This is a genomic window from Streptomyces sp. NPDC007901 (assembly GCF_042959465.1).
In the GTDB taxonomy this organism is placed as follows: Bacteria; Actinomycetota; Actinomycetes; order Streptomycetales; family Streptomycetaceae; genus Streptomyces.
This window is the reverse complement of record NZ_JBIBKW010000011.1, coordinates 343,430-364,428: the sequence shown is the minus strand read 5'-3', so window position 1 is coordinate 364,428 and position 20,999 is coordinate 343,430. Positions and strand designations below refer to the sequence as shown.

19 protein-coding genes are annotated in these 20,999 nt (G+C 72.4%); 13 read left to right on the top strand and 6 right to left on the bottom strand.

Features of this window, described 5'->3' with window-relative positions; all coding sequences use genetic code 11:
* Positions 1 to 13: 13 nt before the first annotated feature.
* Both ACFZDK_RS33165 and ACFZDK_RS33160 read left to right on the top strand, forming a co-directional pair.
* On the top strand, positions 14 to 1,258 hold the full coding sequence (locus ACFZDK_RS33165; RefSeq protein WP_390977593.1) for a histidine kinase: 1,245 nt from the start codon (positions 14 to 16) through the stop codon (positions 1,256 to 1,258).
* On the top strand, positions 1,248 to 1,892 hold the full coding sequence (locus ACFZDK_RS33160; RefSeq protein ID WP_390977592.1) for a response regulator: 645 nt from the start codon (positions 1,248 to 1,250) through the stop codon (positions 1,890 to 1,892). The genes ACFZDK_RS33165 and ACFZDK_RS33160 overlap by 11 nt, the downstream gene beginning before the upstream one ends.
* Here the strand turns inward: ACFZDK_RS33160 and ACFZDK_RS33155 are convergent.
* Positions 1,889 to 3,286, bottom strand: coding sequence for a sulfatase-like hydrolase/transferase (locus ACFZDK_RS33155; protein WP_390977591.1), 1,398 nt, complete (start codon positions 3,284 to 3,286; stop codon positions 1,889 to 1,891). The genes ACFZDK_RS33160 and ACFZDK_RS33155 overlap by 4 nt on opposite strands.
* 89 nt (positions 3,287 to 3,375) lie before the next feature.
* Entirely contained in the window at positions 3,376 to 5,607 is a 2,232-nt protein-coding gene (glgX, locus tag ACFZDK_RS33150) for a glycogen debranching protein GlgX (protein ID WP_390977590.1), read from the bottom strand.
* Positions 5,608 to 5,851: 244 nt separating this feature from the next.
* On the opposite strand from glgX, the gene ACFZDK_RS33145 reads away from it, so the two are divergent.
* The 6 genes from ACFZDK_RS33145 (at position 5,852) to ACFZDK_RS33120 (ending at position 12,201) form a co-directional block, all read left to right on the top strand.
* Positions 5,852 to 7,087, top strand: a complete 1,236-nt coding sequence (locus ACFZDK_RS33145; protein ID WP_390977589.1) for an Ig-like domain-containing protein — start codon at positions 5,852 to 5,854, stop codon at positions 7,085 to 7,087.
* A gap of 157 nt (positions 7,088 to 7,244) precedes the next feature.
* Entirely contained in the window at positions 7,245 to 8,480 is a 1,236-nt protein-coding gene (locus ACFZDK_RS33140) for an Ig-like domain-containing protein (RefSeq protein ID WP_390977588.1), read from the top strand.
* 114 nt (positions 8,481 to 8,594) lie between these two features.
* Positions 8,595 to 9,362 (top strand): enoyl-CoA hydratase-related protein, encoded by a 768-nt coding sequence (locus ACFZDK_RS33135; protein WP_390977587.1) that lies wholly within the window; start codon positions 8,595 to 8,597, stop codon positions 9,360 to 9,362.
* A gap of 184 nt (positions 9,363 to 9,546) precedes the next feature.
* A complete protein-coding gene (locus ACFZDK_RS33130; protein WP_390977586.1) occupies positions 9,547 to 10,155 on the top strand; it encodes an ATP-binding protein in 609 nt (202 codons plus the stop codon).
* A 55-nt stretch (positions 10,156 to 10,210) separates the two neighbouring features.
* Positions 10,211 to 10,996 (top strand): polysaccharide deacetylase family protein, encoded by a 786-nt coding sequence (locus ACFZDK_RS33125; RefSeq protein ID WP_390977585.1) that lies wholly within the window; start codon positions 10,211 to 10,213, stop codon positions 10,994 to 10,996.
* 11 nt (positions 10,997 to 11,007) lie between these two features.
* Complete coding sequence (locus tag ACFZDK_RS33120; protein ID WP_390977584.1) at positions 11,008 to 12,201, top strand: YncE family protein; 1,194 nt, start codon at positions 11,008 to 11,010, stop codon at positions 12,199 to 12,201.
* A gap of 17 nt (positions 12,202 to 12,218) precedes the next feature.
* Here ACFZDK_RS33120 and ACFZDK_RS33115 read toward each other — a convergent pair whose 3' ends face one another.
* On the bottom strand, positions 12,219 to 12,902 hold the full coding sequence (locus tag ACFZDK_RS33115) for a GNAT family N-acetyltransferase (RefSeq protein WP_390977583.1): 684 nt from the start codon (positions 12,900 to 12,902) through the stop codon (positions 12,219 to 12,221).
* Here ACFZDK_RS33115 and ACFZDK_RS33110 point away from each other — a divergent pair.
* Together ACFZDK_RS33110 and ACFZDK_RS33105 are read left to right on the top strand one after the other, a co-directional pair.
* Positions 12,901 to 13,812: a MerR family transcriptional regulator gene (locus ACFZDK_RS33110; RefSeq protein ID WP_390977582.1), complete on the top strand. Its 912-nt coding sequence runs from the start codon at positions 12,901 to 12,903 to the stop codon at positions 13,810 to 13,812. The genes ACFZDK_RS33115 and ACFZDK_RS33110 overlap by 2 nt on opposite strands.
* Positions 13,813 to 13,870: 58 nt before the next feature.
* Positions 13,871 to 14,083 carry an EF-hand domain-containing protein gene (locus tag ACFZDK_RS33105; protein ID WP_123974016.1) on the top strand — a complete coding sequence of 71 codons (213 nt, stop codon included), beginning with the start codon at positions 13,871 to 13,873 and terminating at the stop codon, positions 14,081 to 14,083.
* 48 nt (positions 14,084 to 14,131) lie between these two features.
* On the opposite strand, the gene ACFZDK_RS33100 is transcribed toward ACFZDK_RS33105, so the two are convergent.
* Together ACFZDK_RS33100 and ACFZDK_RS33095 are read right to left on the bottom strand one after the other, a co-directional pair.
* Positions 14,132 to 14,959 (bottom strand): ATP-binding cassette domain-containing protein, encoded by an 828-nt coding sequence (locus tag ACFZDK_RS33100; protein WP_390977581.1) that lies wholly within the window; start codon positions 14,957 to 14,959, stop codon positions 14,132 to 14,134.
* Positions 14,956 to 16,650 (bottom strand): 2-isopropylmalate synthase, encoded by a 1,695-nt coding sequence (locus ACFZDK_RS33095; RefSeq protein WP_390977580.1) that lies wholly within the window; start codon positions 16,648 to 16,650, stop codon positions 14,956 to 14,958. Before ACFZDK_RS33095 ends, ACFZDK_RS33100 begins: the two co-directional genes overlap by 4 nt.
* 209 nt (positions 16,651 to 16,859) lie before the next feature.
* Here ACFZDK_RS33095 and ACFZDK_RS33090 point away from each other — a divergent pair, with 209 nt between their 5' ends.
* Complete coding sequence (locus tag ACFZDK_RS33090; RefSeq protein WP_390977579.1) at positions 16,860 to 17,537, top strand: FCD domain-containing protein; 678 nt, start codon at positions 16,860 to 16,862, stop codon at positions 17,535 to 17,537.
* On the opposite strand, the gene ACFZDK_RS33085 is transcribed toward ACFZDK_RS33090, so the two are convergent.
* Positions 17,534 to 18,451 carry a cupin domain-containing protein gene (locus ACFZDK_RS33085; RefSeq protein WP_390977578.1) on the bottom strand — a complete coding sequence of 306 codons (918 nt, stop codon included), beginning with the start codon at positions 18,449 to 18,451 and terminating at the stop codon, positions 17,534 to 17,536. The genes ACFZDK_RS33090 and ACFZDK_RS33085 overlap by 4 nt on opposite strands.
* A gap of 124 nt (positions 18,452 to 18,575) precedes the next feature.
* On the opposite strand from ACFZDK_RS33085, the gene ACFZDK_RS33080 reads away from it, so the two are divergent.
* Complete coding sequence (locus ACFZDK_RS33080; RefSeq protein ID WP_390977577.1) at positions 18,576 to 19,577, top strand: zinc-binding dehydrogenase; 1,002 nt, start codon at positions 18,576 to 18,578, stop codon at positions 19,575 to 19,577.
* 119 nt (positions 19,578 to 19,696) lie between these two features.
* Positions 19,697 to 20,359: an NAD(P)-binding domain-containing protein gene (locus ACFZDK_RS33075; protein WP_390977576.1), complete on the top strand. Its 663-nt coding sequence runs from the start codon at positions 19,697 to 19,699 to the stop codon at positions 20,357 to 20,359.
* Positions 20,360 to 20,999: the final 640 nt, after the last annotated feature.

Sequence of the window (20,999 nt, the reverse complement as noted above, 5' to 3'; positions counted from 1 at the left end):
GCAGACTGGGGACATGAGCGCGGTGGACACGCAGATCGAACGGCGCTGGGAGCAGTTCCACACCTGGGGGCCGTACGGGCTGCTCGGTGTCAGTGTCGTCGCCGCGCTCGTGACCGCCGACCCGCAGGCCGGCGCGGCCAAGTGGTACTCCGGCTGGGCCCTGTTGGGAGCCGCGGTCGCGCTCCAGCTGTGGTGGCACAGCACCCGGCCCGGCGGGCCCGACCGCAGCCGCACCCCGTCCCGGGCCGGAACCGCCTACTACTTCGTCCGCTGGGCCCTCGCCTTCGCCCTCACCTGGCTCAACCCGTTCTTCGCGTTCTACGCCGCCGCCGGCTACATGGACGCCGACGAGACCCTGCCCGGAAGGTGGCACCGGCTCGGGCTGTTCGCGAGCGCGGTCATCGTGGCCGGTGCGCAGACCGGCGGGATGCCGATCGGCGGCGTGGTCCAGTGGACCGTCTTCGCCGTCCTCCTGGTGTTCAACTCCGCTCTGCAGATGGCGGTCGGCCGTCTCACCGAGCAGGAGAAACAGCGCTCCGCCGAGCGCACCGAGACCATCGCCGCCCTGCGCCAGGCCCTCGACGAGAACGCGGCCCTGCACGCCCAACTCCTCGTCCAGGCAAGGGAAGCCGGGGTCGCCGACGAGCGCCGGCGGCTCGCCGCCGAGATCCACGACACCATCGCCCAAGGGCTGGCCGGGATCATCGCCCAGCTCCAGGTCGTCATCAACACCCCTGACCCGGAGGCGGCCGAGGACCATGTGGGCCGCGCCCTCGCACTGGCCCGGCACAGTCTGGGCGAGGCCCGCCGTTCCGTGCACAACCTGGCCCCGGTCGCGCTGGAGCACGACGGGTTGCCCGAAGCACTGAAGAAGACGGTCGCGGAGTGGGGCGAACGTACGGGAACACGTGCCGAGTTCACTCTCACCGGTACGGCGGAGCAACTGCACGAGGAGGTCGCGGCGACCCTGCTCCGCATCGTCCAGGAAGCCCTCTCCAACGCCGCCCGGCACGCGCAGGCCTCCCGGGTCGGTGTCACGCTCTCGTACCTCGGCGAGGAGGTCATCCTCGACATCCGCGACGACGGCACCGGCTTCGACCTCCTCGCCGTGCCCGCCCGCAGCAGCGCCGGCGGCTTCGGCCTGGACGGCATGCGGGCCCGCGCCGAACGCATCGCGGGCACCCTGACGGTGGAGTCCGAACCCGGGCTCGGCACGGCCCTGTCGGCCCGCGTACCGTTGGTGCGCGATGACCGCTGACACGCCCATCTCGCTGCTGATCGTCGACGACCATCCCGTCGTCCGCGACGGGCTGCGCGGCATGTTCGAGTCCGCGCCCGGGTTCACGGTGCTCGGTGAGGCGCCGGACGGTGTCGCGGCCGTGGCACTGGCCGCGGACCTCGACCCGGACGTGATCCTGATGGACCTGCGCATGCCGGGCGGCGGCGGAGTCGACGCCATCCGGGAACTGACCGGACGCGGCGCCCGCGCCAAGGTGCTGGTCCTCACCACGTACGACACCGACTCCGACACGCTCCCCGCGATCGAGGCGGGCGCCACCGGCTACCTGCTCAAGGACGCCCCGCGCGAGGAGCTCTTCACCGCCGTCCGGGCCGCCGCCCAGGGCCGTACCGTGCTCTCCCCTGCCGTCGCCTCCCGGCTGGTCTCCGCCGTCCGCACCCCGGGCGCCCCCGGCAACGAACCCCTCTCCGCCCGCGAACGCGAGGTCCTCGCCCTGGTCGCCCGGGGCACCTCGAACCGCGAGATCGCCCGCGAGCTGTTCATCAGCGAGGCCACGGTGAAGACCCACCTCACCCATCTGTACGCCAAGCTGGGCGTCAACGACCGCGCGGCGGCGGTCGCGACGGCCTACCAGCGGGGGATCCTCGGCTAGCCCGGGTAGGGCAGCAGGGTGGCCGCGGTCCTCTCCCAGGACGCCTTCAGCTCGGCCAGCAGCTCGGGCCGGTCCGGGGCGAGGTCGGCCTGTTCGCGGAGGTCCGCGCCGAGGTCGTAGAGGTGGTCCTTGCCGGCCGCGTCCCGGTAGTACTTCCAGTTCCCGCGGCGCAGCGCCCGGTTGGCCCTGACCCGCCAGAACAGGTCGCGTTCCGGCAGCCGTTCGCCGCGCAGCAGATAGCCCGCGAGGCTGGTGCCGTCCAGCGGGTACGCCGGGTCGGGGCGGGCGCCCGCCAGTTCCAGCAGGGTCGCCGTCCAGTCCGGGGTGAACAGGGGCTCGTGGCTGACCTGGTGGCCGTCGACCCGGGCCGGCCAGCGCAGGATGGTCGGCACCCGGATGCCGCCCTCCTGGAGCACGAACTTCTCGCCGCTGAGCGGCCACAGGTACGACCAGCGCTCGCCGCCGTTGTCGCTGGCGAAGAGGACGAGGGTGTTCTCCTCCTGCCCGGACCGGCGCAGCGCGTCGAGCACCTCGCCGACGGCCGCGTCCAGGCTCTGCACCATCTCCGTGTACTTGGCGACCGAGCCGCCGTCGTAGTGGTTGAGCGCGGTGCCGACCTCGGCCTGGCTCTTCGCGGCCCTGATCTTCGCGGCGATCTCGGCGCCGGTCTCCGCGTCGCCCTCGGCCAGCCACGGCCAGTGCGGGGTGGTGAAGTTGAGGTTCAGCAGCCAGGGCGTGTCGTGCTTCCGGCCTACGTACTCCACCGCCCGCTCGGTCAGCACGGTCGTGTAGTACCGCAGGTCCTGGTACTCGGCGTCGCCCTCGTAGAGGTCGTAGGTGCCCAGCTGTCCGAGCTTGGAGAAGTATTCGAGCACTCCGCCGAAGTTGCCGAAGAACTCGTCCCAGCCGGACTTGGTGGGGCTGTAGTCGGGCAGCCAGCCGCAGTGCCACTTGCCGATCAGCGCGGTCGCGTATCCGGCCTTCTTCAGCAGGGAGGCGAGGGTGGGGTGACGGGGGTCCAGGCCCTGTGTCCGGTCCGCGACGGGCTCGGCGAGACCGCCCGGCGTACGGCCCGGGTAGCGGCCGGTGTAGAGGCTGAACCGGGTGGGGGAGCAGGTCGCCGAGCCGGCGTAGGCGTCCGTGAAGCGGACGCCCTGGCGGGCCAGCCGGTCCAGGTTCGGTGTCTTGATGTGCGGGGCGCCGTAGGAGGAGAGGTCGGCCCAGCCCAGGTCGTCGCCGAGGATGACCAGGAGGTTGGGGCGTCTGCCGGAGGCGGTCGGACGGGCCTCGAAGGGACGCTCGGCGGCCTCGGCGGCGGGGGCAGCTCCGGCGACGGCGGTGACCGCGCCGCCGCCGACGAGACCACCGAATGCACGACGGGATATCTCAGGCATGCGCTTCAGTGGATCAGCGGACCCTTCGCCCCCGCCAGCCGACCGCCCCGGATTTCACGGGCCTGCAACGTTGCCTCAGCCGACCGCCTTCATCCGACCACCTTCAGCAGCAGCACCGACCGCCCCGGCACCGTGATCACCGTCCCGGCCTCGTGCACCACCCCCGGTGCCTCGCCCTGGTCCTCCCGCGCGGTGTCCACGAGCACCTCGTAGCGTGCGGCCCACGGCGGGCCCGGCAGGACGAAGTCCACCGGCCGGTCGCCGGCGTGCAGCACGGTCAGGAAGCTGTCGTCCAGGACCGGCGCCCCCCGCTCGTCCCGGCCGGGGATGTCCCGTCCGGACAGATACATGCCGAGGGTGGCGGCCGGCGCGTACCAGTCGCCCTCCGTCATCTCCGCGCCGTGCGCCGTGAACCAGGCCAGGTCCCGCAGCCCGTCCGCCGAGTGGGCGCGGCCGGAGAAGAAGGCGCGGCGGCGCAGCACCGGATGGCGGTGGCGCAGCGCGATCAGCCGGGAGGTGAGGTCGAACAGCGGCCGCCACTCCGGGTCCGCCGGCAACTCCCAGTCCAGCCAGCTGATGTCGTTGTCCTGGCAGTAGGCGTTGTTGTTGCCGCGCTGGGTGCGGCCCAGCTCGTCCCCCGCGACCAGCATCGGCACGCCCGTCGACAGCAGCAGGGTGGTCAGCAGGTTCCGCAGCTGCCGCCTGCGCAGCGCCCGTACGCCCTCGTCGTCGGTCTCGCCCTCCACCCCGCAGTTCCAGGAGCGGTTGTCGCCCGAGCCGTCCCGGTTGTTCTCGCCGTTGGCCTCGTTGTGCTTCGTCTCGTACGACACCAGGTCGCGCAGGGTGTAACCGTCGTGCGCGGTGACGAAGTTGACGGAGGCGTAGGGGCGGCGGCCGCCCCAGGCGTAGAGGTCGCTGGAGCCGGAGAGCCGGTAGCCGAGGTCGCGGACGTCCGGGAGGGCACCGCGCCAGAAGTCGCGGACGGCGTCGCGGTAGCGGTCGTTCCACTCGGTCCACAGGGGTGGGAAGGCGCCCACCTGGTAGCCGCCTGAGCCCACGTCCCACGGTTCGGCGATCAGCTTCACCCGGCGCAGCACCGGGTCCTGGGCGATGACCGCCAGGAAGGGGGAGAGCATGTCGACGTCGTGCATCGAGCGGGCCAGCGCGGCGGCGAGGTCGAAGCGGAAGCCGTCCACGCCCATCTCCGTGACCCAGTAGCGGAGCGAGTCCGTGATCAGCCGCAGCACATGTGGCCGGACCACATGGAGCGTGTTGCCGCAGCCGGTGTAGTCGGCGAAGCGCCGGGCGTCGTCCTGGAGCCGGTAGTAGCCCCGGTTGTCGATGCCCTTCAGGGACAGCGTCGGGCCCAGCTCGCCCGCCTCCGCCGTGTGGTTGTAGACCACGTCGAGGATGACCTCGATCCCGGCCGCGTGCAGCGCCCGCACCATCCGCTTGAACTCGCCGACCTGCTGTCCGGTCGTACCGGAGGCGGCGTAGGCCGCGTGCGGGGCGAAGTAGCCGATGGAGTTGTAGCCCCAGTAGTTCCTGAGGCCGCGCCCGAGCAGATGGTCCTCGTGCGCGAACTGGTGCACCGGCAGCAGTTCCACGGCCGTCACGCCCAGCTTCACCAGGTGCTCGACGGCGGCCGGGTGCGCCAGCCCCGCGTAGGTGCCGCGGAGCTCCTCGGGTATCCCCGGGTGCAGTCTGGTGAAGCCGCGCACATGCAGCTCGTAGATGACGGAGTCCGCCCACGGGGTCTTCGGGCGGTGGTCGTCGGACCAGTCGTCGTCATCGTGGACGACCACGCCCTTGGGGACGTACGGCGCCGAGTCCCGGTCGTCGCGCACGGTGTCGGCGACCTGCTGGTCCGGCCAGTCCCGGACGTGCCCGTACACCTCGGGCGGCAGCCCGAACTCGCCGTCCACCGCCCGCGCGTACGGGTCCAGGAGCAGCTTCGCCGGGTTCCAGCGGGCGCCGGTCCACGGGTCCCAGCGGCCGTCCACCCGGTAGCCGTACCGCTGCCCCGGCAGCACACCCGGCACGAAGCCGTGCCAGATCTCGTGCGTGAGTTCGGTCAGCGGGATGCGGGTCTCCCGCCCCCGCTCGTCGAAGAGGCAGAGCCGGACCGCCTCCGCCCCGGCCGCCCACAGCGCGAAGTTGGTCCCCGCGACCCCGTCCGGGCCGACCCGGAACCGGGCGCCGAGCGGCGTGGACGCCCCCGGCCAGGCCGACGGGACGGGGAGGGCCGTCCCGTTGACCGCGGGGGCGTCGGCCCTCGGGGCCCGTGCCGGTGCCCCCTGCTGCTCGGCTGCGCTCGTCACCTGTCGGCCCCTTATTGTGTCCCGCGGCTCGCCGACCTCCGGGGCGCACGCGACCCGCGTCCGAGCAGCCGACCGGGCCCGGACTCCCGGTCCCGGGCACGGTCGGCGGCTCGCTACGGACGCGCCCGCGACGGCTCTCGCACGGGCGCGGCGGCTCCCCAGCTCGTCGTCCTTCCCTCTGTTCTGCCCAGTGCCGGCGTCGCACTCACGTTTCCCCGGGGCATGCACGCTCGTTGAGCCGCACGTGAGGCATGGACAAGGGCGCGCACTGCGCGCGGGGGCCGCGCTGGCCGCGGTACTGACATGGGCGGGACTGCTGGCGGGGGCCGCCGGCTGCTCCTCGGACGACACGGGCGGACTGGGCGTCGACCACGTCCTCGGGGGCCCGCCCCCGGCCCCCCAGGACGTCATCCGGATCTCCCCGGACGACGGCACCAAGGCCGTACGCCCCGGCCAACCGCTGACGGTACGGGTGCCCGGCGGCCGGCTGGAGTCGGTGACCGTCGTCCGGTCCCAGGACGCCCAGGACTCCCCGGTCCCCGGGCACATCGCGGCGGACGGCACGACCTGGCGGCCCGACGACCCGTCCCTGGCGCTCGCCGCCAAGTACACCGTCGACGCGGTCGCCGTCGACGGCCACGGCCGCCGCTCCGCCCGCCACACCACCTTCACCACCCTCGTCCCCGGGGAACGCTTCATCGGCTATGTCACCCCGGAGAACCGCGCCACCGTCGGCACCGGGATGATCGTCTCCCTCGCCTTCAGCCGCGAGATCCAGAACCGGGCCGCCGTCGAACGCGCCGTCCACGTCAGCGCCGAGCCCCCGGTCGAGATCCGCCCGCACTGGTTCGGCAAGAACCGCCTCGACTTCCGCCCCCAGCACTACTGGGAGCCCGGCACCGTCGTCACCGTCGACCTCGGACTCCGCGACGTCGAGGGCGCCCGCGGCGCCTACGGCCTCCAGCAGAAGACGTTCACCTTCACCGTCGGCCGCAGCCAGGTCTCCCTCGTCGACGCGGCCCAGCACACGATGGAGGTCCGCCGCGACGGCGAGCTGCTGGCCACCGTGCCGATCACCGCGGGCGCGCCCGACCACACCACCTACAACGGGAAGATGGTGGTGATGGAGATGCACGAGGTGACCCGCATGAACGGCAGCACGGTCGGCTTCGGCGGCGAGTACGACATCCCCGACGTCCCGCACGCCCTCAAACTCACCGACTCCGGCACCTTCCTGCACGGCAACTACTGGGCGCCGGACGCCCCCGGACGCGAGAACGTCAGCCACGGCTGCGTGGGCCTGCGCGACGTGAAGGGCGGCAGCTCGGCCACCCCCGCGGGCTGGTTCTACGACCGCACGCTGATCGGGGACGTGATCGAGGTCGTCAACAGCAAAGACAAAAAGGTCTCTCCCGACAATGGCCTCGGAGGGTGGAACATGGGATGGAAGGAGTGGAAGGCGGGCAGCGCGGTCAAGTAACCAGGTGGGGGGCCGGGCCGGTGGGGGCGGAAGTTGCGACGCAACGGTGACATTCGCCCAACACCAAGCTCAAAACCCTGCGGTTACTATGCGCCAGTGCGCCCGCCGGGACGCGCCGGGGAGGGGCCTGACCAGGCCCCTGGGAGGGGAGAACGACTTGAACGTGCGGCCGATATCGGGGGCGTCGGTGCGGACTCGGGGGAAGGGCGGACTGGCACTCATAGCCGGCGTTCTGCTCATGGCCGTCACCGCGTGCGGGGGCGGATCCTCCGACAAGGGATCCGGTGCCGGGGACGGCAAGGCGAAGGATTCGACGACCCAGGCGAGCAAGCAGTCCGTCGCCACGGTCAGTATCAGTCCCAAGTCCGGTGCGACCGGTGTGGACACCAGCGGGGCCCTCAAGGTCACCGCGGCCAAGGGCAAGCTGACCGACGTCGAGGTCAAGGACGCCAAGGGCAACAAGGTCGACGGCACGATCGCGGCGGACGGCGCCGGCTGGTCGCCGTCGACCCATCTCGCCAACTCCACGAAGTACACGGTGCACGCGGTCGCGAAGGACACCGAGGGCCGGGAGTCGGCGGAGGACTCGTCCTTCACCACCCTCACCCCGAAGAACACGTTCATCGGCTACTTCACGCCGGAGGACGGTTCCACGGTCGGGGTCGGCATGCCGTTCTCCGTCCGGTTCACCCGGGGCATCACCGACCCGGCCGCCGTCGAGAAGGCGATCACCATCAAGACCGAGCCGGCGGTCGACGTCCAGGGCCACTGGTTCGGCAACGACCGCCTCGACTTCCGCCCCGAGAACTACTGGAAGTCCGGCACCAAGGTCTCCGTCACCCTCAACCTCAACGGCGTCGAGGGCCGTGACGGGGTGTACGGCGAGCAGGCCAAGACCGTGAAGTTCACGATCGGGCGCAACCAGGTCTCGGTCGTCGACGCCAAGAAGCACACGATGAAGGTCATGCAGGACGGCAAGGTCGTGAAGACCCTCGCGGTCACCACCGGCAAGCCGGGCTACGACACGTGGAACGGCCAGATGGTCATCAGCGAGAAGCTGCGCGTGACCCGGATGAACGGCGAGACGGTCGGCTACGGCGGCGAGTACGACATCAAGGACGTGCCGGACGCGATGCGGCTGACGACGTCCGGGACCTTCATCCACGGCAACTACTGGGGTGGCGACGCGTTCGGCAACTACAACGCGAGCCACGGGTGTGTCGGACTGCGCGACATCCGCGGTGGGGGTGACCGGTCGGTGCCGGCCGCCTGGTTCTTCGACCACTCGATCATCGGGGATGTGGTCACGGTGAAGAACTCGAACGACGAGACGGTTTCGCCGGACAACGGGCTCAACGGGTGGAACATGTCTTGGAAGGCGTGGACTGCGTAGTTGGCTGTCTGCGGGTGCGTGGGGGCTGGTCGCGCCCACGCGGCGGCAGCCGCAAATCGACAGCGCCCCGCGCCCCTGACGGGGCGCTGATGAACCGGCGTTAACCTGCTCGGTATGACTGTGACCCTCGAAGTCTCCGAAGGTGTGGGCACGCTGCGGTTGGATCGGCCGCCCATGAACGCGCTGGATGTCGCCACGCAGGACCGGATCAAGGAGCTGGCCGGGGAGGCCACCCGGCGTGAAGACGTGCGGGCTGTCGTCGTCTACGGCGGGGAGAAGGTCTTCGCGGCCGGGGCCGACATCAAGGAAATGCAGAACATGGACCACGCGGCCATGGTGCTGCGGGCCCGGGATCTCCAGGACTCCTTCACCGCCGTCGCCCGGATTCCCAAGCCGGTCGTGGCCGCCGTCACCGGGTACGCGCTCGGCGGCGGTTGTGAACTCGCGCTCTGTGCCGACTACCGGATCGCCGCCGACAACGCCAAGCTGGGCCAGCCCGAGATCCTGCTCGGGCTGATCCCGGGGGCCGGCGGCACCCAGCGGCTGCCGCGGCTGGTCGGGCCCTCGAAGGCCAAGGACCTGATCTTCACGGGCCGTATGGTCAAGGCGGACGAGGCGCTCGCCATCGGGCTCGTCGACCGTGTGGTACCGGCGGCCGAGGTGTACGCCGAGGCGCACGCCTGGGCCGCCCGGCTCGCCCAGGGCCCGGCGATCGCGCTGCGTGCCGCCAAGGAGGCGATCGACACCGGCGTCGAGACCGACCTGGAGACGGGGCTCGCCGTCGAACGGAACTGGTTCGCCGGGCTGTTCGCGACCGAGGACCGGGAGCGCGGTATGCGGAGCTTCGTCGAGGAGGGGCCCGGCAAGGCGAAGTTCCTGTGATCTTCGCCCTGTTGTGAAAGCGCCGAACCCCTTGCAATTGACGTGATGTCTGATTCGGGGTCCCTCGATGGGGCGGTTTATGGGAGCCTTAAGGCACCCTTAAGGCTGCCTTGTCGAGGGGGTCTGGCGATTGCCCGGAGATGAGTCGTCGTCGCAGGTCGGGCGGGTTGCGGAAGACATCGAGATGCCGATGGCATATGCCGATCGACCGGCGCGGGGCGGGAGCTTCGCGGGGGCGTATTCCGCCGGAACGGCCCCGGAGGGCGCTCGCGGCGGCCATGATGGGGGCATGGCGGGGCTGGAGGGCATCGAACAGCCGCGGGGACAGAGCCGTGCGGCCGCGGCGCGCTGGTCGCCTGCGGTCGAGGACGAGCGGGCACTCAAGGCGATCGACCTGTTCGGCAACCCGACGGAGGCGGAGGTTCCGCTGCCGTCCCGCCCCGAGTCCGCGGCGACCGCCCGCCGGCTGGCCCAGGTGGTCGTCCTCCGCCAGTGGCGGCTCAGCCCCAAGATGACCGAGGACGCGGTCTTACTCGTCTCCGAGCTGGTCGGCAACGCGGTCCGGCACACGGGGGCCCGGGTGTTCGGGCTGCGGATGCGCCGCCGCCCCGGGTGGATCAGGGTCGAGGTCCGCGATCCCTCGCGAGGGCTGCCCTGTCTGATGCCGGTTCAGGAACTGGACATCAGCGGACGGGGCCTGTTCCTGGTCGACAAGCTCTCCGACCGGTGGGGCGTCGACCTCCTGCCGCGCGGCAAGACGACGTGGTTCGAGATGCGGGTGGCCGACCGCTAGGGAAGAACAACCCTTATCAGGTCAATCGCCCATTTTCTTACCTATCCCCTCTTAAATGGTGCGGGTGACCCCCACCCACCGACGCGACCTCCTCCGCGCGGGCGCCGCCTTCACCGCCTCAGGCACGCTGGCCACCGGTTGCGGCACCACCGGTACGGCCACCGCAGCGCCCCCCGCCACCACCTCCGCGCGGCCGACGGCTTCCGCCACGCCTTCCCCCACGGCGTCCCCGGCCCGGACGCTCCCCCGCCAGATCACCCACGGCCCCCGCGCCGGCACCTCCGTCGCGCTCACCTTCCACGGCCAGGGCGACCCCGCCCTCGCCACCCGGCTCCTCACCACCGCCGAGCAGCACGGCGCGCACGTCACCGTGCTGGCCGTGGGCACCTGGCTCGACGCACACCCCGCCATGGCCCGCCGCGTCCTCGACGGCGGTCACGACCTCGGCAACCACACCCAGCGGCACATCTCCATCAACGCCATGGCGGAGGTTGACGCCCGCAAGGAGATCACCGACTGCGCGGACCGGCTGAAGCGGCTCACCGGGTCGGTCGGCCGCTGGTTCCGCCCCTCCCGGGCGGCCACCGCGACCCCGCTCGTCGTCCGGCTCGCCGCCGAGTCCGGCTACCCGCATGTGCTGTCGTACGACGTCGACTCGCTCGACTACACCGAGCCCGGCGCGCCGGCCATCACCCGCAAGGTGCTCGCGGAGGTCAGGGGCGGCTCGGTGGTGAGCATGCACTTCGGGTACCCCGACACGGTCGCCGCCCTCCCCGCCGTACTCCAAGAACTCCACCGCCGTGGACTGCGCGCGGTCACCACCACGGAGCTGCTGAGCTGATGCGAACGCCGATGCAAGCCACGAGCGCCGCCCGTCTGTCCGTCGCGGGCACCGCCCTTGCCGCCCTGGCGCTGCTGTCCGCGTGCGGCGGCGGATCCGGCGGCCCCGAGCAACCGGCCGCCCTCAGCACCGCGCCCGCGCAGCCGCAGGCGAAGAAGGCCGAGCCGGTCGTCGACGCCCTGCCGGGCATGCCCCCGGTCCTCGACCCGGCCGACGTGTACGCCGCCGACCGCCCCGGCAGGCTCTCGCCCGTGGTCAAGGACTTCCCGTCCCGGATCTACGTCCCCAACACCAACTCCGACACCGTCTCGGTGATCGACCCGAAGACGTACAAGGTGACCGGGACCATCCCGGTCGGCCGGCAGCCCCAGCACGTCGTGCCGTCCTGGGACATGAAGACGCTCTGGGTCAACAACGACCTGGGCAACAGCCTCACCCCCATCGACCCGAAGACCGGTCGGGCGGGCAAACCGGTCGCCGTCCACGACCCGTACAACCTGTACTTCACGCCCGACGGCAAGTACGCGATCGTGATGGCCTCCATGGACCGCGCGCTGGTCTTCCGGGACGCGCACACCATGAAGACCGTCAAGTCCCTCCCGGTCAGCTGCTACGGCGTCAACCACGCCGACTTCTCCCTCGACGGCCGCTACTTCATCGCGTCCTGCGAGTTCAGCGGCGAGGTGCTCAAGGTGGACACCGAGAAGATGAAGGTGCTGCGCCAGGAGAAACTGCCGTTCCACGGGGCGATGCCGCAGGACGTCAAGGTCTCGCCCGACGGGAAGCTGTTCTACATCGCCGACATGATGGCCGACGGGCTGTGGATCCTGAACGGCGACAGCTTCTCCAAGCCCACCTTCCTGCACACCGGCAAGGGCGCCCACGGGCTGTACGTCAGCCGGGACTCCCGCGAGATGTACATCTCCAACCGGGGCGAGGGCACCATCTCCGTCTTCGACTTCCCCGAGAACCGGCTGACGAAGAAGTGGCGGCTGCCCGGCGGCGGCAGCCCGGACATGGGCGGGGTGTCGGCGGACGGCAAGGTGCTGTGGCTGTCCGGCCGCTACAACTCCGAGGTGTACGCCATCGACACCGGCACCGGCAAGGAGCTGGCCCGCATCCACGTCGGCAGCGGCCCGCACGGCCTCGCCGTCTACCCGCAGCCGGGCCGCTACTCGCTCGGCCACACCGGCATCTTCCGCTGAGCCTCAGGCCTTGAGCTTCAGGCCTTGAGCAGCAGCGCCTCGGCGCCGACCGGCACATACCCGGCCGCCTGGAACGCCCGTGTGCTGCGGGCGTTCCCCGGGGCGACCTGCGCCCACAGCGGTTCGTCCGCGAGCTGCCGGGCGGCGGTCACCAGGGCCCGGCCCAGCCCCCGCCGCCCTACCCCCTCGTCCACCTCCACCGAGACCTCCAGGCGGCCCGCGACGCCCCGGCCCAGCACCAGCACCCCGCCCTCCGCCGCCCAGGCCCGCACCTCGTCACGGCGGCCGTGGGCGTAGGCGACCCGGGAGTGGCCGGGGCCGGTCAGTTCCGTCAGAGGGAGCTCCGGGCGGCCGGGGAGCGGGCCGGCCACCAGCAGTGCGTCGATCGTCTCGTGCTCCCGGCCCGTGCGGTCCATCAGGGCGGTGAGGAAACGCGCGTTCATCGGCGCGCTCAGCGCGTCCGTGGGGGTCGCCCGCAGGGTGTCGTACACCCACTGGGGGTCCTCGTCGACGAAGACGACCGCGTGCGCGGTGAAGGCGAGGACCCCGGCGTCCCGGGGGGACGGCTGCGGGACGACGGTCGTCCGGCCGTCGGGCGGCGGGAAGACACCCCGGGCCGCCGCGTCGAGAATGCCGCGAAGAGTCTCCGCCACCGTGCTCCTTGAGTCTCCACCCACTGGAAGGCCCACACTCGCAGACATGATCGACGACGGCACCGGACTTCTCACCATCGGCGAGCTGGCGCGCGCCACCGGGCTGACCGTGCGCACCATCCGCTACTGGTCCGACGAGGACGTCCTCACCCCGGTGGGCCGGTCGCCCGGCGGCTACCGGCTGTACGACGCCGAGTCCTTCGCCCGCCTGGAGCTGATCCGCACCCTGCGCGAACTGGGTCTCGGCCTGGCGCACGTGCGCGCGGTGCTCTCCGGCGAGCAGACGGTGGCCGAGGTCGCGGCGGCACACGTGGCGGCCCTGGACACGCAGATCAGCTCCCTGAAGGTGACCCGGGCGGTGCTGTCGACCGTGGCGCGACGCGGATCGAGTGCGGAGGAGACGACCCTGATGAACAAGCTTGCGCGGCTGTCGGCGGCGGAGCGGCGACGGATCCTGGAGGAGTTCGTCGAGGAGACGCTGCACGGTCTCGACACCGTGGATCCGGAGATCCGCAAGCGGATGCTCGCCATCGTGGCGGATCTGCCGGACGATCCCACACCGGAGCAGGTCGACGCGTGGGTGGAGCTGGCCGAGATGGTCCAGGACCCGGCGTTCCGCGCCCAGATGCGCAGGGCGACCGAGTTCAACGCGGCCGACCGGGGACCGGACGCGCCGCCCGGAGCCTCGTTGTGGTTCATGAAGCGGCTCGTCGACCTGGTGGGCGAGGCGCGGCGCCGGGGTGTCGTACCGGACTCGCCGGAGGCCGACGAGGCGCTGCGCGGGGTGCTCGGTGACGCCGACCCGGCCGCCGTGCTGGCGCGGCTGGACGCGGCCTTCAACGACCGGGTCGCCCGCTACCGCGAACTGCTCTGTGTGCTCAAGGGACAGCCCCTCGCCGTGTACGCGGAGGAGTTCGCCTGGCTGGCCGCTGCGCTGCGGGCTCGCGTGGACCGTTAATCTGACCTGCGACAGTACGTCTGCATGACGATGGAAAACGAATAAAAGGGGCGGATCGGTGGCGGACATCGACGAGGCACGCGAGCATTTCCAGCGGATCGACGCGGACGGTGACGGATTCATCACCGCCGCCGAGTTCAAGTCCGCGCTCGCGCAGGGGGGCGACTGGAACGTCACCGAGACGGTCGCCCAGGCGATCATCAACAGCCGTGACCTGAACGGGGACAAGGTGCTGTCGTTCGACGAGTTCTGGGCGCACCTGACCAAGTGAGCCGAAGGGAGGGGGCGCCCGGCCGGTGGGCCGTGGGCGCCCCCTTTCTCATGCCCCGGACTCGACGCGGACGGTCCAGCGCCCGCCGTGCCGTTCCAGGGCGAGCGGCAGGTCGAAGCACTTGCCGACCTGGTCGCCGGTGAGGACCTCGGCGGCCGGGCCCTGTGCCGGCGCGCGGCCGTCGCGCAGCAGCAGGGCGTGGGTGGTGCCCGCCGGGAGTTCCTCCAGGTGATGGGTGACGAGCACGGTCGCCAGCCGGGGATGCGCCCGGCGTAGCGCGTCCAGCGCCGTGAGCAGCTGCTCGCGGCCCGGCAGGTCCAGGCCGGTGGCCGGTTCGTCGAGCAGCAGCAGCCGGGGCTCGGGCTCCCCCAGCTCTCGGCTTCGCTCGAGCTGGGAGGTACGCCCATGCGCGCGGGCGATCAGGGTCCGGCCGCGCTGGCCCTGGGAGAGCGTGGGCCAGCGGGCCGTCCGGTGCGCGGCCAGCCCCAGCGTGTCGATCAGCCGGTCGGCGTGCTCCTCCTGTTCGGGTGTGGGGCGCCAGCGGGGCAGCAGCGCCACGGAGTTGGTCAGCCCGGTCAGGACGACGTCCCGGACCCGCAGCGGTTCGCCCAGCGGGTGGCGCGGGTCGACATGGCCCACCCGCGTCCGCAGTTCGCGAAGGTCCACGCGGCCCAGCAGGCTGCCGAGGACCTCCACCGTGCCCCGCGTCGGATGGACCAGGGCCCCGAGCAGACCGAGCAGGGTGGACTTCCCGGCGCCGTTGGCCCCCAGCAGCGCCCAGTGCTCACCGGCCCGGACGGTCAGCGACACCTCCTGGAGGATCGGCCGTCCGTCGCGCACCACGTGCACGTCCTCCGCGCGCAGGACGACGCTCATCGCACCCCCGCCCGGTTCACCGCGGACAGCACCGCGCCGACCGAGGCGGCGAGGGAGGAGGGGCCCTCCGCGGCGCCCCAGACGGTCGTCGTCCCGTTCACCCGGCACTCGGCGAAGGCGTAGGCCCCGCCGTGGGTTACCTCCAGGACCTGGGTGGCGTGTCCGGCGCCGGTCAGCGCGTCGGCGAGGGCGGTCAGCGGGCCGGGGCCCGTGCCCTCGTGGTCGCCGGCCCGGTCGCCCGTGCGCAGGGTGCAGACGAAGCGGTGCCGGCCCGGCGCCTCCTCGTGGACCGACCAGGACTCCAGCCGGACCTCGCCGTCGGCCGGGTAGGCGGCGCGGAAGAGGTCGTACAGCTCCTTCGGCGTGGCCTCCCGGCCGCTCGCGTCCGTGGCCTCCTGGACGAGACGGGCGAACTCCGGGCGCATCCGCTCCGGCAGGTCGATGCCGTGGTGGGTGCGCAGCAGGTACGCCGAACCGCCCTTGCCGGACTGTGAGTTCACGCGGATGACGGCCTCGTACGTCCGTCCCAGATCGGCCGGGTCGACCGGCATGTAGGGGACCGACCAGGGCGCCCGGGACTCGGGAACCCCCGACTCCCGCGCCCTGCGGGCGTGTTCCTCGAACCCCTTGCTGATCGCGTCCTGGTGGGTGCCGGAGAACGCGGTGTGCACGAGGTCGCCGGCGTAGGGATGGCGGGGGTGCACCGGGAGCCGGTTGCACTCCTCGACCGTCGCGCGGACCGCGTCGATGTCTCCGAGGTCGACCATCGGGTCCACCCCCTGGGCGAACAGGTTGAGCGCGAGGGTGACCAGGTCCACGTTGCCGGTGCGCTCGCCGTTTCCGAACAGGCAGCCCTCCACGCGCTGGGCACCGGCCAGCACGGCGAGTTCGGCGCAGGCGACGCCGGTGCCGCGGTCGTTGTGCGGGTGGACGGAGAGGATCACCGCGTCGCGGCGGGCGAGGTGGCGGTGGGCGTACTCGATCTGGTCGGCGTAGACGTTCGGGGTGGCGATCTCCACGGTCGCCGGGAGGTTGTGCGTGACCGGGCGGTCCGGGCTCGCGTCCCACAACTCGGTCAGCCCGTCGCAGAGTTCGAGGACGAAGTCGGGCTCGGTGAGGTTGTACGTCTCCGGGGAGAACTGGAAGCGGACCCCGGGGGCGTCCCCGGCCCGGCGCGCCATGTGCTCGGCCGCCTCGCGCACGGTGCGCCACACCTCGGCCCGGTCCCGGCGCAGTACCACCTCCCGCCACACGGGAGAGGTGGCGATGTAGAGGTGGACGACGGCCCGGGGCAGCCCTTCGATCGCGTCGAAGGTCCGGTCGATCAGGTCCCGCCGGGCCGGGGTGAACACCACCGGGGTCACGTCGTCCGGCACGGCTCCGCTCGTCACCAGGTGCCGTACGAAGTCGAAGTCCGTGCGGGAGGCGGACGGGTAGCCGACCTCGATCTCCTTGAAGCCGGTGCGGACCAGCAGATCGAAGAAGCGGCGCTTGCGCGGGGTGTCCATCGGCTCGGCGAGCGCCTGGTTGCCGTCGCGCAGGTCGACCGGCACCCACAGCGGGGCGCGTCCGATCCGGGCGGACGGCCAGCTCCGGTCCGCCGTGGCGGGCACGTGCACGCGTTCGTGGAAGGGGCGGTAGCGGTCGTACGGCATCGGGCTGGGGCGTTGCGGATTCCACAGCAGGGTCATCGGGGCGGCTGCCTCTCGGCTCGTCGGTCGGACGGTGACCGGCAGCACGGCGACCCGCGGCGGGGTGCCGGTCGCGTCAGGCCCCGCCGCGGCAGCCGAGAAGAAGACCGCGGAACGTCATGGCCGGTACGCTAGCGAGTCCTCAGGTCCTCAGACAAGTGAGAATTCCTGTGAACCGGTCCGGCCCCGAACGTAGTTGGTGACACCGCATGCCGCTTGGCCCCGTCCGCCCGAGCCCCCTGGTCGAACAGGCCGCCGCGCGGTTGCGCGAGCAGATCACCGGCGGCGCCTGGCCCGTCGGCACCCGGCTGCCCGGCGAGACGACCCTGGCGAAGGAACTCGGCGTGGGCCGCTCCACCGTCCGCGAGGCGCTGCGCGCGCTCGCGGGCGCCGGGCTGGTGCGGCCCCGGCAGGGCTCGGGTGTCTTCGTCATCGCCACCGAGGCCGCCGAGGACTGGCCGACCCGGCTGCGCCGGGCCGCGGTGACCGATGTGTACGAGGTCCGCATGGCCGTGGAGGTGCACGCGGCCCGGCTCGCCGCGGAGCGTCGTACGGCGGAGGACGTCACGGCGGTTGAGGCGGCGCTGGCGGGCCGCCGGGCGGCGGGAGCGGCGGACGACCCCGCCTTCGTCGACGCCGACATCGCCTTCCACGCGGCGGTCGTCGCCGCGGCCCACAACCCCGTCCTCACCGACCTGTTCACCGAGTTCACCCCGGTGCTCCGCGAGGGCCTGATCGAACTCCTCGCCCTGACCGGCCTGCGCACCACCGACCCCGACACCGGGGACGCCGCCCACGAGGCACTCGTCCGGGCACTGGCGGCCGGCGACGCGGAGGGCGCGGCGGAGATACTGAGCGCGGAACTGGCGGACCCGTTCGCCGGCTAGCCGGCGGCCCTGCGGTACTGGCCCGGCGCCACGCCGTACTCCCGTTTGAACGCCTTGGCGAAGGCGAACTCCGAGGTGTAGCCGGTGCGTTCGGCGACCTGCCGGAGCGGCAGGGCGTCCTCGCGCAGCAGCCGGCCCGCCGTGGTCATCCGCCACCAGGTCAGATACGCCAGCGGCGGCTCACCCACCAGCGTGGTGAAACGGCGGGCGAAGGCCGCCCGGGACAGACCGCCCCGCGCGCCCAGCTCGGCCACCGTCCACGGCCGCGCGGGGTCACCGTGGATCGCGCGCAGCGCCGCAGAGACCGCCGGGTCGGCGAGCGCGGCCGCCCAGCCGCTCGCCCGGTCGGCGCCCCGCTCCCGCAGCCACCAGGCCCGCAGGATGTAGAGCAGCAGGGTGTCGAGCAGCGAGGTGACGATCGCGTCCGCACCCGGCTGCCGGTCCTCCAGCTCCATCCCGAGCAGCTCCACCGCGGCCCGCAGCGAGCGATGGGCGCCCACCCGGGCGGGCAGATGGACCACCTCCGGCAGCTCGGACAGCAGCCGGTGGGCGCGGGAGCGGTCCAGCTGGTAGGCGCCGCACAGCAGGACCGTGTCCGGCTCCGACTCCCGCACCGGGCGCGGCGGTTCGGGCCAGCGGCCGTCCGGTCCCGGCCGCACCTCCTCCAGCGGTACGTCCGGTCCGCTGGCCAGCGCGTGACCGTGCCCGTGGGCCAGGAACACCACGTCGCCCGGCCCCACCGCCACCGGTTCGCCCGCCGCCGGGAGCAGCCAGGCCGACCCGCGCAGCACCACGTGGAACCCCGCGCCCTCCGAGGCCGCGAACCGCATCCCCCAGGGCGCGTGCTTGTCCCGGCGGGAGGAGTGCGGCCGTCCGGTGCGCATCGCGGCGACCGCGTCGCTCAGCACGTCCATGCCCGTACGGTAACGGCGACGGGTGACCGACCGCGGCCGTAGGCCTGTCGGGCGAGACGGACGGACAGGAAAGCGATACCTGAGGACATGGACCGTCTCGTGGCCGCCGCCTAGCGTCGACGCCATGTCACCCACCACACGCACCGTGCTCTTCCATGAGACCGGCGGACCCGACGTCCTGACCGTCGAGGACGTGCCCCTCCCGGATCCCGGCCCCGGCCAGGTCGCCGTACGCGTCGAGGCGCTCGGTCTCAACCGCGCGGAAGCCCTGTTCCGCGCGGGCACCTACTACTACCGGCCGACCCTGCCCGCCTCCCGGCTCGGCTACGAGGCCGCCGGGGTCGTCGAGTCGGTCGGCGAGGGTGTCACCGGACTCGCCGTCGGCGACCCCGTGATGACCGGCCCCGGCATCGAGATGAGCGCGCGGGGCGTGTACGCGGAACGGGTCGTGCTGCCCGAGACCTCGGTCCTCCGGCGCGCGGCCTCCGTCGACGCGGTCACCGGCGCCGCGGCCTGGCTGACGTACACCACGGCGTACGGCGGGCTGCTGGAGACCGCGGGGCTGCGGCCCGGTGACCATGTCCTGATCACCGGGGCGTCCAGCGGGGTCGGCACCGCGGCGATCCAGGTGGCCCGCCGCATCGGTGCGATCCCGCTCGCCACGACCCGTACCGAGGCCAAACGGAAGCGGCTGCTGGAACTTGGCGCGGCGGAGGTGATCGTCACCGGGGAGTCGACGGCGGAGGCCGTGGCCGCGGAGGTCAAGGGGCTCACCGGGGGCAGGGGCGCCGAGGTGATGTTCGACGCGATCGGCGGCCCCGGCTTCCGCCCGCTCGCCGAGGCGCTCGCCCCCGGCGGGTCCGTGGTGGTCTACGGCTGGCTGGACCGCAGCCCCGCCGAGATCCCCTGGAACTGGCCCTTCACGATCCACACCTACGCCAACCAGGTCCTCACCTCGACCCCCGAGGGCCGCCGCCGCTCCGCCGCCTTCCTCGACGCCGGCCTGGCCGACGGCGGCTTCCGGCCGGTCGTCGGCGAGGTGCTGGAGGGCCTGGACCGGATCCGGGACGCGCACCGGCTGATGGAGTCCAACACGCACACGGGCAAGATCGTCGTACGGATCTGAGGGCCGGAACCGGTACCTCACCCGATCGCCGCGCCCGCGGAATAGGTCCCGCGTGCCCTGGGTTGTCGCCGCACAGCGGACGCATGCATGCATGTGCAACGACTCTCGGAAGGCATGTCATGAAGATCGGCATCATCGGGGCGGGCAACATCGGCGGCAACCTCACGCGGCGGCTCACCGCCCTCGGGCACGACGTGTCCGTGGCGAACTCGCGCGGCCCCGAGACGCTGGCCGCACTGGCCGAGGAGACCGGAGCGACGGCGGTACGGGCCGAGGAGGCGGCGCGGGGCGCGGCCGTCGTGGTCGTCACGGTCCCGCTGAAGGCGGTCCCGGACCTGCCGGCCGGCCTCCTGGACGGGGCGGCACCGGACGTCGCCGTGATCGACACCGGCAACTACTACCCCCGTGAGCGGGACGGCCGGATCGGCGGGATCGAGGACGAGGGCGTCACGGAGAGCCGCTGGACGGAGCGTCAGATCGGCCACGGCGTGGTCAAGGTCTTCAACGGCACCTACGCCCAGGACATCCTGGACCGCGGCCGCCCCGCCGGTGACCCCGACCGCCAGGCCGTCCCGGTCTCCGGCGACGACGAGGCGGCCAAGCGGGTCGTCCGGGCGCTGGTCGACGAACTCGGCTTCGACACGGTCGACAACGGCGGCATCGACGACTCCTGGCGCCAGCAGCCGGGGACGCCCGTGTACGGCCTGCGGGCGGACGCGGAGGGCGTACGGAAGGCACTGGCGGAGGCGTCCCCGGAGCGGCCGGAGAACTTCCGGGGCTGACGGCCGCTGGCTCCCCGCGGTCCTGCCGGGATCGGGGCACTGTGCGCCAGATGGCGTAGACGCCGACGGCGGCAGGTTCTATCCAGGTATGCGCGGGGCGCACCACGGGTCCCGCGTCGGCGCCGTCCGGACTCCCCGCGGGCTCGGGGGGACCGCCACGTGCGAGTGCGACATCGGGGGACGCTCCCGGCACGGGCGGATCCGCGGGGGCGGCCGGTGGCGGGACCGATCTGGGGAGCCCGGTCCCGCCACCACTGCCGCACGCGGAACTCCTGGGCGGGGGTCGGCCTGCTCCGCGCCCGTCCGTCAGCCGCCGGATGCCTGCTTCGCCAGTCGGTCCGTTGCCCGCTCCGCCGCTACTGCTGCGCCGGAACTGCCGGGTGGGGGTGGGCCGGTCCGTGTCTGTCTGTCGGCCGCCTGCTTCGCCAGTCGGTCCGTTGCCCGCTCCGCCGCTACTGCTGCGCCGGAACTGCCGGGTGGGGGTGGTCCGGTCCGTGTCTGTCTGTCGGCCGCCTGCTTCGCCAGTCGGTCCGTTGCCCGCGCCGCCGCTACTGCTGCGCCGGAACTGCCGGGTGGGGGTGGTCCGTTCCGTGTCTGTCTGTCGGCTGCCTGCTTCGCCAGTCGGTCCGTTGCCCGCACG

Coding starts and splice junctions, on each gene's coding strand:
- ACFZDK_RS33165 (WP_390977593.1), top strand. CDS start 14: ATGAGCGCGGTGGACACGCAGATCGAACGGCGCTGGGAGCAGTTCCAC.
- ACFZDK_RS33160 (WP_390977592.1), top strand. CDS start 1,248: ATGACCGCTGACACGCCCATCTCGCTGCTGATCGTCGACGACCATCCC.
- ACFZDK_RS33155 (WP_390977591.1), bottom strand. CDS start 3,286: ATGCCTGAGATATCCCGTCGTGCATTCGGTGGTCTCGTCGGCGGCGGC.
- ACFZDK_RS33135 (WP_390977587.1), top strand. CDS start 8,595: ATGACTGTGACCCTCGAAGTCTCCGAAGGTGTGGGCACGCTGCGGTTG.
- ACFZDK_RS33130 (WP_390977586.1), top strand. CDS start 9,547: ATGCCGATGGCATATGCCGATCGACCGGCGCGGGGCGGGAGCTTCGCG.
- ACFZDK_RS33125 (WP_390977585.1), top strand. CDS start 10,211: ATGGTGCGGGTGACCCCCACCCACCGACGCGACCTCCTCCGCGCGGGC.
- ACFZDK_RS33120 (WP_390977584.1), top strand. CDS start 11,008: ATGCAAGCCACGAGCGCCGCCCGTCTGTCCGTCGCGGGCACCGCCCTT.
- ACFZDK_RS33110 (WP_390977582.1), top strand. CDS start 12,901: ATGATCGACGACGGCACCGGACTTCTCACCATCGGCGAGCTGGCGCGC.
- ACFZDK_RS33115 (WP_390977583.1), bottom strand. CDS start 12,902: ATGTCTGCGAGTGTGGGCCTTCCAGTGGGTGGAGACTCAAGGAGCACG.
- ACFZDK_RS33100 (WP_390977581.1), bottom strand. CDS start 14,959: ATGAGCGTCGTCCTGCGCGCGGAGGACGTGCACGTGGTGCGCGACGGA.
- ACFZDK_RS33095 (WP_390977580.1), bottom strand. CDS start 16,650: ATGACCCTGCTGTGGAATCCGCAACGCCCCAGCCCGATGCCGTACGAC.
- ACFZDK_RS33090 (WP_390977579.1), top strand. CDS start 16,860: ATGCCGCTTGGCCCCGTCCGCCCGAGCCCCCTGGTCGAACAGGCCGCC.
- ACFZDK_RS33085 (WP_390977578.1), bottom strand. CDS start 18,451: ATGGACGTGCTGAGCGACGCGGTCGCCGCGATGCGCACCGGACGGCCG.
- ACFZDK_RS33080 (WP_390977577.1), top strand. CDS start 18,576: ATGTCACCCACCACACGCACCGTGCTCTTCCATGAGACCGGCGGACCC.
- ACFZDK_RS33075 (WP_390977576.1), top strand. CDS start 19,697: ATGAAGATCGGCATCATCGGGGCGGGCAACATCGGCGGCAACCTCACG.